10 protein-coding genes and 3 tRNA genes are annotated in these 10,926 nt (G+C 65.5%); 8 read left to right on the forward strand and 5 right to left on the reverse strand.

Annotation, left to right across the window (positions count from 1 at the left end; all coding sequences use genetic code 11):
• The first annotated feature begins 170 nt into the window (after positions 1-170).
• The 4 genes from hbs (at position 171) to VFG40_RS14870 (ending at position 2,617) form a co-directional block, all read left to right on the forward strand.
• Complete coding sequence (hbs, locus tag VFG40_RS14855; RefSeq protein ID WP_019465590.1) at positions 171-443, forward strand: non-specific DNA-binding protein Hbs; 273 nt, start codon at positions 171-173, stop codon at positions 441-443.
• A gap of 20 nt (positions 444-463) precedes the next feature.
• Positions 464-538, forward strand: a tRNA-Val gene (locus VFG40_RS14860).
• Between the two features lie 10 nt (positions 539-548).
• Positions 549-625 (forward strand) — tRNA-Asp (locus VFG40_RS14865).
• Between the two features lie 87 nt (positions 626-712).
• Entirely contained in the window at positions 713-2,617 is a 1,905-nt protein-coding gene (locus VFG40_RS14870; protein WP_324898857.1) for a SurA N-terminal domain-containing protein, read from the forward strand.
• An 89-nt stretch (positions 2,618-2,706) separates the two neighbouring features.
• Here VFG40_RS14870 and VFG40_RS14875 read toward each other — a convergent pair whose 3' ends face one another.
• Positions 2,707-3,897: a transglycosylase SLT domain-containing protein gene (locus VFG40_RS14875; RefSeq protein ID WP_324898859.1), complete on the reverse strand. Its 1,191-nt coding sequence runs from the start codon at positions 3,895-3,897 to the stop codon at positions 2,707-2,709.
• Positions 3,894-4,661 (reverse strand): hydroxyacylglutathione hydrolase, encoded by a 768-nt coding sequence (gene gloB, locus VFG40_RS14880; RefSeq protein WP_324898861.1) that lies wholly within the window; start codon positions 4,659-4,661, stop codon positions 3,894-3,896. The genes VFG40_RS14875 and gloB overlap by 4 nt, the downstream gene beginning before the upstream one ends.
• On the opposite strand from gloB, the gene VFG40_RS14885 reads away from it, so the two are divergent.
• Genes VFG40_RS14885 through dnaQ form a run of 3 tightly spaced genes read left to right on the forward strand, consistent with a single transcriptional unit; the run spans position 4,593 to position 6,710 of the window.
• Complete coding sequence (locus VFG40_RS14885) at positions 4,593-5,531, forward strand: methyltransferase domain-containing protein (protein ID WP_324898864.1); 939 nt, start codon at positions 4,593-4,595, stop codon at positions 5,529-5,531. The two genes, gloB and VFG40_RS14885, sit on opposite strands and share 69 nt — an antisense overlap.
• 19 nt (positions 5,532-5,550) lie before the next feature.
• Positions 5,551-5,994, forward strand: coding sequence for a ribonuclease HI (rnhA, locus tag VFG40_RS14890; protein ID WP_324898866.1), 444 nt, complete (start codon positions 5,551-5,553; stop codon positions 5,992-5,994).
• Positions 5,991-6,710 carry a DNA polymerase III subunit epsilon gene (gene dnaQ, locus VFG40_RS14895; RefSeq protein ID WP_324898868.1) on the forward strand — a complete coding sequence of 240 codons (720 nt, stop codon included), beginning with the start codon at positions 5,991-5,993 and terminating at the stop codon, positions 6,708-6,710. Before rnhA ends, dnaQ begins: the two co-directional genes overlap by 4 nt.
• Before the next feature lie 4 nt (positions 6,711-6,714).
• Here the strand turns inward: dnaQ and VFG40_RS14900 are convergent, their stop codons facing one another.
• Positions 6,715-7,416: a PP2C family protein-serine/threonine phosphatase gene (locus VFG40_RS14900; protein ID WP_324898871.1), complete on the reverse strand. Its 702-nt coding sequence runs from the start codon at positions 7,414-7,416 to the stop codon at positions 6,715-6,717.
• A gap of 112 nt (positions 7,417-7,528) precedes the next feature.
• Between VFG40_RS14900 and VFG40_RS14905 the strand changes: the two genes are divergently transcribed.
• Positions 7,529-7,618: transfer RNA gene (locus VFG40_RS14905), tRNA-Ser, on the forward strand.
• Between the two features lie 63 nt (positions 7,619-7,681).
• Here VFG40_RS14905 and VFG40_RS14910 read toward each other — a convergent pair.
• Positions 7,682-8,440 carry a TetR/AcrR family transcriptional regulator gene (locus VFG40_RS14910; protein ID WP_324898873.1) on the reverse strand — a complete coding sequence of 253 codons (759 nt, stop codon included), beginning with the start codon at positions 8,438-8,440 and terminating at the stop codon, positions 7,682-7,684.
• Positions 8,441-8,640: 200 nt separating this feature from the next.
• Positions 8,641-10,926 (reverse strand): phosphoenolpyruvate synthase (gene ppsA / locus VFG40_RS14915; protein ID WP_324898875.1); only part of this gene is annotated, 2,286 nt, incomplete at its 5' end.

Raw genomic sequence — 10,926 nt, forward strand, 5'->3', positions numbered from 1 at the left:
GCGGATTCGCGCAGCCCACTGGTATAAAGGCGTACCGCAATCTCCGCGCCTTCGTTTTTGCGCTGTGATGCGGGGTAGCGGACGGCGCCTAGCGGAGCCAACCATCCATGTCGGCGTTGTCTCGTCCCAACTGACCACGCGGGCCGCAAACCGTTTAAGGGAGTGTCTCAATGAATAAAACTGATCTGATCAATGCGATTGCCGAAAAGGCCGAGCTGACCAAGGCCGACGCGGGTCGCGCCCTCGAGGCTTTCTTTGAAACCGTGCAGAAGGCGCTCAAGAAGGGCGACGACGTGTCGGTTGTCGGCTTCGGCACCTTTACCGTCCGCAAGCGCGCTGCTCGCACCGGTCGCAACCCGCGTACCAACGAGACGATCAAGATCAAGGCCTCCAAGGTCCCGGCATTCAAGGCTGGCAAGACCCTGAAGGATGCCCTAAACTAAGCGGCTAGCTGCTTGGTTTCGGGTGCTTAGCTCAGCGGTAGAGCGTCGCCCTTACAAGGCGAGGGTCGTAGGTTCGATCCCTACAGCACCCACCAGAAAAAATGCGGAGCGGTAGTTCAGTTGGTTAGAATGCTGGCCTGTCACGCCGGAGGTCGCGGGTTCGAGTCCCGTCCGCTCCGCCAGAGTTAGCAAGGGCGCCCGCGTGGCGCCCTTGTCATTTATGCACTGCGCACTGTGTGCGCCGCACCACGATCCTCGGGAAGATCTCCATGCTCCAGGCTCTGCGTAACAAGATGCACGGATGGCCGTCCATCGTCATTCTGGGCATAGCTGTTTTTGCCATGTCCTTCTTCGGCATCGAGTCCTACTTCATGTCGCGCAACGATACGTTCGTGGCGAAAGTCGGCAAGCAGGAAATCAGCCAGCAGCAGTTCCAGGAGCGCATGAACCAGCTGCGCCAGCGGGCGGTGGCGGAGCAGGGCGACAGTTTTGACGGCAGTGTGTTCGAGCAGCCGGCCACCAAACTGGCGATTCTGGATCAGCTGGTTGACGAAAAGGTCCTCGCCAAGGCCAACGATGACCTGGGTGTGCAAGTGTCCGACCAGCAGGTGCGTGACTTCATCGCCAGCATTCCGGCGTTCGAGCTGGACGGCCGTTTCGACCCCACCACCTACCGCACCGTGCTGGCCGCTCAGGGCAAGACCCCGGCGATGTTCGAGAGCGAGATCCGCGCATCGCTGGAGCCTGGGATTATTCCGGATGCGATCACGGCCAGCACCATCATCACGCCTGCCGATGTCGATCGTTACATCAATCTGCGCTTGCAGCGTCGCAGCGTGCGCTATGCGCAGCTGCCCCTGCCGAAGCTCGAAGATGAGACCGTCACCGAGCAGCAGATCGCCAGCTACTACAAGCAGCACCAGGACGCGTTCATCAGCCCGGAGCAGGTCTCGCTGCAATATGTCGAGGTCAATGGTTCGGACCTGAAGTCCTCTGAGACGCCGAGTGACGAGGAGCTGCGCAAGCGCTACGCCGACGAGAAGCAGCGCTTCATCCAGCCCGAGCAGCGGCTTGTGTCCCACATCCTCATCGACGTGCCGAAAAACGCGTCGCCCGAGCAGCAGAAGGCCGCGCTCGCCAAGGCACAGAAGATCGCTGCCGAGGCCAAGCCCGACAACTTCGCCGCGCTGGCCAAGGCAGACTCGGAAGATCTGGGCTCCCGCCGTCAGGGCGGTGATCTGGGCTGGCTCGAGAAGGGCGTGACCAACGCAGCCTTCGATCAGGCGTTGTTCGCCTTGCAGAAGGGCCAGATTTCCAAGCCGGTGCTGTCCGACGAGGGCTACCACGTCATCTGGCTACGCGACGTCCGCAGCGGACAGGCCAAGCCGTTCGAGGAAGTGCGCGACGAATTGGCGAAAGAGGCGCAGGCCGGCTCGCGTGATCGCGCGTTCAATGAGCTGGCCGGAAAGCTCACCGACAAGACTTACCAGAATCCGGCATCGCTTGAGCCTGCGGCCCAGGAGCTCGGGCTGAAGATCAAGACGACCGACCTGTTTTCCCGCGCCGGCGGTGCCGATATCGCGAGCGATCCGAAGGTGCTGAAGGCGGCCTTCAGTGACGACGTACTTGCTCAGGGCAACAACTCCAACCTGATCGAACTGGGGACGGACAGGGCAGTGGTGGTACGTGTCGACAAGCACGTGCCTGCGGCGGCCAAGCCGCTGTCGGAGGTGAAGGATACGGTGCGCCAGCGCGTGCTCGCCGAGCGCACCACCGAGGCGGCCAAGGCGCAGGCCCAGGCACTCGTGGCGCGCTTGCTCAAGGGCGAGGCTTTCGACGCCGTTGCTGCTTCCGCGGGAGCCAAGGTGGAAGCCGCCCCGGAGGTAGTCCGCTCCCAGCCGGGCCTGCCGCCCTCGATCGGCGAGCGAGCGTTCCTGATGCCACATCCGCAAGAAGGCAAGCCGGTATTCGGAACGGTGGAGATGGCCGATGGAAGTTATGCGCTGGTGGCGCTGGACAAGGTGGAGGGTGCAGACATGAGCAAGATTGCGGCCGCCGATCGCGCCACGCTGCAGGCGCAGATGGCGAAGGCATATGGCACTGAAGCGGCGCACGAGTTCATCGACCAGGTGAAGGCGCGCACCGAGATCAAGGTCGCGAAAGATCGCCTTTGAGCCGAGTCTGGCGCACAGGCAGATTCAGGAAAAGGCGGCCCTCGGGGCCGCCTTTTTTATGCAAGACGCAGCGTCGTGCGGCGGTCAGATCAAAGATCTTTCGACACGACCAGCACCTGGCCGGGTCGCACGACGTTCCCCACCAGAGCGTTCCAGCGGCGCAGCTTGGCCACAGTGATGTCGTACGTTCTGGCGATTCCCCACAGGCTCTCGCCCGATCGTACGACGTGGGTCTGCGCGTGCGAATGCGGCTGCTCGCTCGTCGACGCGCTGGTATCCGGGCTCTGCACGGATGCCTGCACGGCTGCTTGGAATTGGTTGGCACGGGCGCCCGGCAGCAACAGCGTATCGGCGAGATCCGGATCAATACGGTTGTTCAGGAACGCAGCGTTGTAGCTGCGCAGTACGTCGACCGACATCCCCGCGTGCTCTGCCGCTTTACTCATGCTCATCGCACGATCGATGGGCACGGCCACGAGGTGCTGATCCTCCGGAAGCGTTGGCAGCGTTACGTTGAACTGATCGGGATGGCGCACCACACAGGCGATCGCGAGTAGCTTTACCAGATGTTCGCGCGTCACGTTGCGCACAGGCAGCGCAGGGATCGCCGGCTCTGTCGGCGGCAGGCCATGGCGAGCGATCAGGCGGCGCACGGCAAACTCGCCGGCGTTGTAGGCGTAGTCGGTGACGCGCCAGTCGTGGAACTGGTCCTGATAGCGGGCGAGCATGGCCATGACCGCTTCGGTGGCCGCCGCAACGTCCATGCGACCATCGAAACCGCGGTTGACTCGGAGGCCCATCGCGCCGGCAGTGACGGGCACGATCTGCCACATGCCCGCCGGCTGGCGCCCATGGCCCCGTACCGGCTGATAGCGGCTCTCCACCCACGGCAGCAAGACAAACTCTCCCGCGACGCCGTATCTGGCCGCGATGCCCTGGATAAACGTCAGCCGCGGCAGTGAAAGCTTGATGCGCTGTTCAAATCGCTTCGGACTGGCGGTGAAACGACGTGCCCACAACTGCACCGAGGCGTCACCGGTGCAGTCGTTCATCTGAAAGCTGTCGCGCAGCCGCGACCAGATGTCTTGAGGGGGGCTCGTTACCTCGGCGGTGACGACCGGCGGCGGGGCAGACTGAGGCACCTTTTCGGCAGGAGCCGGAACAGGGTTGGCTTCGCCTGCGGGTGGCGTGGGCCTGTGTGCCGGCGTGGTGCAGGCAGCCAGCGCGATGACCAGGAGCAGAACAAGTGGACGTGAGCGCCGCGCGAGAGGGTGGCTCATCCCGGGTAGGCGTCTTTGGCGGCACGAATCGCCGCAAATCGCGCTTCGCGATCCAGCGTGCCGATGCCGCGCCGCGCGGCCCACCCCACCAGAGCCGGATCGTCCACGCGCAGGAAGGGGTTGGTCTGCCGTTCGCGTTCGAGTGGCACAGGCAGCGTCGGCTGGTATGCGGTTCGAAGACGGGCCACTTCGGCGAGCCGGGCTTCCAGCGCCGCATTGCCGCCATCGATTTCCCGGGCAAAACGTCCGTTCGCGGCGGTGTACTCGTGGGCGCAACACACCTGGAGGTCCCCTGGCAGGGCGGCCAGTCGATCCAGTGAAGCGAGCATTTGCGCGGGCGTGCCTTCGAACAGGCGTCCGCAGCCGAGGCTGAAAAGCGTGTCGCCGCAGAACAGCACGCCCTCGCCGGCGTAGGCAATGTGGCTCAACGTGTGGCCGGGCACGGCAATGACGTCGAAGCGGGCTGCAGGTGTCGCGAGCTCGAGGGTATCGCCGTCGGCCAGCCGCTGGTTGGCGTGGTCGATGCGCAGGTCGTGCGGGGCGTAGACCTCCGCAGCATGATTCCTCCGCAGCGCTTCGACGCCGCCGATGTGGTCCTGATGATGATGCGTCAGAAGAATTGCCCGCAAGGACAGGCCGCGCTCCCGCAGGGCCCGTTCGACCGGTTCCGCCTCGCCCGGATCGACCACCAGCGCGTGCCCGTCATCGTCATGCTGGAGCCAGATGTAATTGTCGGCCAAGGCTGGCAGCGCCACGAGGTGCATGTCATTACTCCGCAGATGGCTTCGGCGAGAGAGGTCGGACGGATCGAGAAGGCGACCGGGCGGCCGACTATAGCGGCGCCGCGAGGCGTCCTCGTTAGTGCCTCGTTAACCGATGCGGGCCGATGGCTGCCGGTGACTTCGTGCACCCGTTACACTTCGCCGGTCATCGACCGGATGCATCGCATGCCCGCACCAGCTTTCGACATCTTCGCAAGCGCACCGCTCCAGCGCTTGCTGGAGGATGAAGCGCGCGAGCTCCTGCCGGAGTTGCAGCGTTGCCGGGGCGATCATGGTCTGCTGCTGTCCGGGGCAGCGCACGACACGCCACCGGCGTTACCGATGCTGTCGTGCTGGACCCGGCTCTTTTTCAGCGGTGACCGGTATCAAGGCGACATCGTTGGACGCGCTGACCAGCCGCTGCCGTTCGGCGACGACTCGATCGAGCTGGTTGTGCTGCGACACTCGCTGGAACGGGCGGCGCTGCCGCAGCCGCTGCTGGAAGAGGCGGTGCGCGTACTTGCGCCTGGCGGACTGCTGGTAGCCACCGGCATCCATCCGTTGAGCCTGTGGACGCCCTGGCTTGCATGGCGCGCGCGCGGACAGCACCTGCGGCTGCACATGCCGCTGCAACTGGGCGAGTGGTTGCGGCGTGGCGCCATGCAGGTGGAGCGCGTACGTCGCGTGGGCCAGGTGCTGCCTGGCGGTGTGGGCCAGCCACATTTTTCGGAGGCGGCAGGCGGTGGATACGTGCTGCTGGCACGCAAGCAACGACGGGCCGCGATTCCGATCCGGCCGGTTCCGGTCGCAGTGCGCGCAGCCGACCCGGCGCTCGTACCCGGTGCGAGACGCAACGCCTCCGAAGCTGCCTGATATGGAACAAGGATCTAATTTGACCGAAGTACACGCTTTCACCGACGGCGCATGCCTCGGCAATCCCGGGCCCGGCGGCTGGGCGGCCTTGCTGCGATCCAAGGGAACCGAACGCATGCTGGCTGGCGGCGACCCTGACACCACCAATAACCGGATGGAGCTGATGGCGGCCATCGCAGCGCTGGAGGCCCTGCGCCGACCGTGTGCCGTGCAGCTGACCACGGACTCCAAGTACGTAATGCAGGGCATCGAGCAGTGGGTGCCCAAGTGGCGGGCGAACGGCTGGAAGACTGCCAGCCGGCAGCCGGTGAAGAATCAGGATCTGTGGCAGCGGCTGTCCGAGGCTGTCGCCGCCCACCAGGTGCGCTGGCAATGGGTGCGCGGCCACAATGGCCATGCGGAAAACGAGCGGGTGGACGAGGCGGCGCGTGCGCAGGCTGAGCAGTTACGAGGCAAGGCATGAGGCAGATCGTCCTCGATACCGAGACCACCGGTCTGGAGGTGCGCCAGGGTCACCGCCTGATCGAGATCGCCTGCATCGAGATGGTGGAGCGCAGGCTCACCGGCCGCCGCTACCAGACTTATCTCAACCCCGATCGGGCCATTGATGAGGGCGCGCGGCAGGTCACCGGCATTGCCGATGAGTTCCTGCTGGACAAGCCGCGGTTTCCGGACGTCGTCGACGCGTTTCTGGAATTCATCGACGGTGCCGAGCTGATCATCCACAACGCCGCGTTCGACCTCGGATTCCTCAACGCCGAGCTTGGCCGCCTGGCGCAGCCGCGGGGCACCATCGCCGACCGCTGCAGCGTGCTCGACACGCTGGCGATGGCGCGCGAGCGCTATCCCGGGCAGCGCAACAGCCTGGACGCGTTGTGCAAACGCCTGGGCGTGGACAACTCGGCGCGCGACCTGCACGGTGGCCTGATCGACTGCCAGCTGCTGGCAGACGTCTATATCGCCATGACCTCGGGGCAGGTCGCGCTGGATCTGGCGTTCGAGGGTGCCGGCGAGGAGCAGCGCTCGGCCATCGTCGTGCCGGTGGAGCTGCTGCGGCGGCCGCGCGTGCTGTGCGCCAGTGCCGACGAACTCGCTGCGCATGACCAGCGGCTGGATGCACTGGACAAGAGCGCCGGCGGGCAGAGCCTCTGGCGGCGGCTGACGGCGCAGGCGCCCTGAGTCGTCAGCTCAGCCGGACCAGGATCACCGTGACATTGTCATTGCCACTGGCGTCCAAGGCGTCGAGCAGAAGGTGATCCACGCACTCCTGTGCAGCGAGGTCGCCGCGCGTGGCGATGCGGGCGAGCGCGGCGTCGTCCATGCCTTCGGTCAAGCCATCAGTACACAGCAGGAAGCCGACGCCCGGCGTGTGCGTGCCTCGCGCCATGCCCACGTGCAACTGGTCGGCCGCGGTGATGCCCAGCGCCTGGGTCAGCACGTTGCGCTGCGGATGGCGTGCGGCCAGTTCCGGGTCCAGGCGGCCGGCGTTGATCAGCTCCTGCACCAGCGAATGATCGTGGCTGACCTGGCGGAAAGGAGGATCCAGGCGATAGATACGGCTGTCGCCAACCCAGGCCAGCTGATAGTGCTCCTCGTCCACATGCAGAGCGGCCAGCGTCGTGCCCATCGGCAAAGCGTCCCGGCTCTGCCGGGCATGCGACTCCAGGCGCAGGGCCGCCGCGTGCACCGCCTCAACCAGCGACTTGCCTTGCCTGATCTGCTCTGCCACGGCGTCGCGCGCCATCGCCGAAGCCACTTCCCCGTGTTGATGCCCACCCATGCCATCGGCCACCAGAAACAGCCCCAGGGCCGGATCGGCGAAGTAGGTATCCTCGTTGCGCGTGCGGCGCAGCCCCACGTGGGTGCCGTGTCCGAATTCGATCATGGGAGGCCAGGAATAGTCAGCGCTGCAGCATGCCGCATGCTCCGGTAGTTGTCACGGCGCACGGGCATGCGTATTATTCCCGGCTCGCGCGGACCACCGTGCGTACCCCTCAGGAGAGGTGGCAGAGTGGTCGAATGTACCTGACTCGAAATCAGGCGTACGTGCAAGCGTACCGTGGGTTCGAATCCCACCCTCTCCGCCAGACAGCAAAGCCCCGCAGCGATGCGGGGCTTTTTTGTGGGCGATCTTCGGCCACGCGAGCCGGTCACGCCGGCAGGGTGCAGTTGGTACCTGTCGAGCGGGAGGAGGGGATGGTGCGGGCAGCATCATCGGCGGCCTGCCGCAGCAGTCGGTCGATGACGGCGATTTGCTGCGGCGTGCCTAACGGGGCCGTGAGCGCGGGTGAGACCAGCGCCACCAACCGGGCCAGGAGCTCCGCGTCGTTGATGTCCTGGCCCATGCTCAGTTCTGCCACCAGCTCGCCGAGGTCGTCGGCGGCCAGCACGCCGGACAGCGACTTCAGGGCAAAGTGCAGTCGCAAGCCCAGCTCGTTGCGCGGCAGATGCGGCAGTGCGCGCGCGAAGGCCTCGAAGAAGCGGTCGAAGATCGGGTGGTAGTGTCGCTGCAGGTGGTCGCGTATGAATGGCGACGCGTCGCTGTAGACGCGGCCGAGCAGGCGCAGGAAGGCAGGGCCGGCGGAGGGATCCCGCCCCAGCTGCAGCGCCGGAACGAACAGCACGCCCAGGATGGTGACGCAATCCGGTACCGTGCCGTGGGACTCACAGGCGTCGAGCAGGCGCAGACGCTCCTCGTTGAGTCGATCCAGGCGCTGCGCGAGCAGTTCCTTGAGCATCGCCTCCTTGCTGCCGAAGTGATAGTTCACCGCCGCCAGGTTTGCTCCCGCACGTGCCGTCAACGCGCGGAGGGACAAGGCGTCATAGCCCCCTTCGATGAACAGCAACTCGGCCGCCTCCAGCAGCCGGTGACGCGTGTCGGCTGCCTGTGTGCCCCCGCTCGTACGCATTGAGATCCCCGATGGCGTCGCGTCGATGAAATGCGCTCCTTGGAGCCATCCATCTGTTCAAACAGCTGTACGACGCTAGCCGTACCGCCCGCGCCGGAGCAAGCTGCAGTGCACGACAACACCGGGTGAGCGCAACCCAGGCATGGAAAAGGCGGGTTGCCCCGCCTTTTCCATGCCTGCCACTGGCGCCGAAAGCTGGCTCAGCCTGCCTTCTTCTTGGCCAGCCGCAGCCATGTGTCGACCACCGTATCCGGATTGAGCGATACCGACTCGATGCCCTGATCCATCAGCCACTCCGCCAGATCAGGATGATCGCTGGGGCCCTGGCCGCAGATGCCGATGTACTTGCCCTTGGCGCGCGCGGTCTTAATTGCCATCGCCAGCAGCTTCTTTACCGCCGGGTCGCGTTCGTCGAACAGGTTGGCAACGATCGATGAGTCGCGATCGAGGCCGAGGGTGAGCTGGGTGAGGTCGTTGGAGCCGATCGAGAAGCCGTCGAAGATATCGAGGAACTCGTCCGCCAGCAGGGCATTGGACGGCACCTCGCACATCATGATCACCTTCAGGCCATGTTCGCCCTGGGAGAGGCCGTTCCTGCCCAGTACCTCGATCACCTTGCGGCCCTCATCCAGGGTCCGCACGAACGGGATCATCACCCAGACGTTGTCCAGGCCCATGGTTTCGCGCACGTGCTTGACCGCCTTGCATTCCAGCCCGAACGACTCGGCGAAGCTGGAGTCGACATAGCGACTGGCACCGCGAAAGCCGATCATCGGGTTTTCTTCATGCGGCTCGTAGCGGCTGCCGCCGATCAGCCCTGCGTATTCATTCGACTTGAAGTCGGACAGGCGCACGATCACCGGCTTGGGATAGACCGAGGCGGCAATGGTGGCGATGCCTTCGCCAAGGCGGTCGACATAGAACGACACGGGATCGGCGTAGCCGGCCATCCGCTCGTCGATGCGCGCCCGCGTCTCGGCGTCCTGCTTGCCGTATTCGATCAACGCCCTGGGGTGCACGCCGATATGGCTGGCGATGATCATCTCCAGACGGGCCAGGCCGATGCCCGCGTTCGGCAGCATGCCGAAATCGAACGCGCGTTCCGGATTGGCCACGTTCATCATGATCTTCAGCGGGGCCTCCGGCATGTCGCCCAGGTCGGCCGTGACGCGATCGAACTTCAGCACGCCCTCGTAGATGGTGCCGGTATCGCCCTCGGCGCAGGACACGGTGACGTCGGCGCCATCGGGGATCAGCTCGAGCGCGTTGCCGGTGCCCACCACGGCAGGCACGCCGAGCTCACGGGCGATAATTGCGGCGTGGCAGGTGCGGCCACCGCGGTTGGTGACGATCGCGGCCGCGCGCTTCATCACCGGCTCCCAGTCGGGATCGGTCATGTCCGCGATCAGCACGTCGCCGGGCTGTACCTTGTTCATGTCCTTCAGCGAGCGGATCACGCGAGCCTTGCCGGCGCCGATTTTCTGACCGATCGCGCGGCCCTCGGCGAGCACCTTGCCGCGCTCACCCAGGTGAAAACGTTCCAGCTGGGTGGCGTGCGCGCGCGACTTCACCGTCTCCGGACGCGCCTGCACCACGTACAGCTTGCCGGTGTGGCCGTCCTTCGCCCATTCGATATCCATCGGGCGGCCGTAGTGCTGCTCGATCACCAGCGCCTGCCGGGCCAGCTCCTCGACGTCACCGTCGGTGACACAGAACCGGTTGCGGTCGCCGGCCGGCGTCTCCTCGATGCGCACGCGCTCGCCGGGCTGGTCCGAGTAGACCATCCGCTGCTGCTTGGCGCCGAGGCTGCGGCGGAGCAGGGCAGGCTTGCCGGCCCTGAGCGTGGGCTTGAACACGTAGAACTCGTCCGGATTCACCGCGCCCTGCACGACCATCTCGCCCAGGCCGTAGGAGCCGGTGACGAACACCACGTCGCGGAAGCCAGACTCGGTGTCCAGCGTGAACAGCACGCCGGAGGCCCCCACGTCCGAGCGCACCATCAGCTGCACGCCGGCGGACAGGAACACTTCTTCGTGCTTGAAGCCCTGGTGCACGCGGTAGGCGATCGCGCGATCGTTGTAGAGCGAGGCGAAGACCTCCTTCACCTTGTGCAGCACGTCGTCGATGCCGACCACGTTGAGGAAGGTTTCCTGCTGGCCGGCGAACGAGGCGTCGGGCAGGTCCTCGGCGGTAGCAGAGGAACGAACCGCAACCGCGATGTCGTCGGCACCGGCGTCCCTGCACAGCTTGATGTAGGCCGCGCGGATCGCCTGCTCGAGCTCGGCGGGCAGGGCAGTGTCGACGATCCAGCCGCGGATCTCCTTGCCGGCCGCCACCAGGGTGTCGACGTCATCGACGTCGAGGACGTCCCCGCCCTCACCGCGGCCGGCGCCGAGATCCGCGGCTGGGTGATCGATGCTCCGCTGCAACCGGATCTCGATGCCGACATACGCTCGGCCTACGCGAAGCTCTGCGCCGAAAGCGGC

It is taken from the genome of Dyella sp. (assembly GCF_035685805.1).
Classification (GTDB): domain Bacteria; phylum Pseudomonadota; class Gammaproteobacteria; order Xanthomonadales; family Rhodanobacteraceae; genus Dyella_A.

What these genes read in the sequence shown, in the direction of transcription:
- dnaQ (WP_324898868.1), top strand. Translation starts at nt 5,991, where the DNA reads ATGAGGCAGATCGTCCTCGATACCGAGACCACCGGTCTGGAGGTGCGC.
- gloB (WP_324898861.1), bottom strand. Translation starts at nt 4,661, where the DNA reads ATGCACCTCGTGGCGCTGCCAGCCTTGGCCGACAATTACATCTGGCTC.
- VFG40_RS14900 (WP_324898871.1), bottom strand. Translation starts at nt 7,416, where the DNA reads ATGATCGAATTCGGACACGGCACCCACGTGGGGCTGCGCCGCACGCGC.
- VFG40_RS14875 (WP_324898859.1), bottom strand. Translation starts at nt 3,897, where the DNA reads ATGAGCCACCCTCTCGCGCGGCGCTCACGTCCACTTGTTCTGCTCCTG.
- VFG40_RS14870 (WP_324898857.1), top strand. Translation starts at nt 713, where the DNA reads ATGCTCCAGGCTCTGCGTAACAAGATGCACGGATGGCCGTCCATCGTC.
- hbs (WP_019465590.1), top strand. Translation starts at nt 171, where the DNA reads ATGAATAAAACTGATCTGATCAATGCGATTGCCGAAAAGGCCGAGCTG.
- VFG40_RS14910 (WP_324898873.1), bottom strand. Translation starts at nt 8,440, where the DNA reads ATGCGTACGAGCGGGGGCACACAGGCAGCCGACACGCGTCACCGGCTG.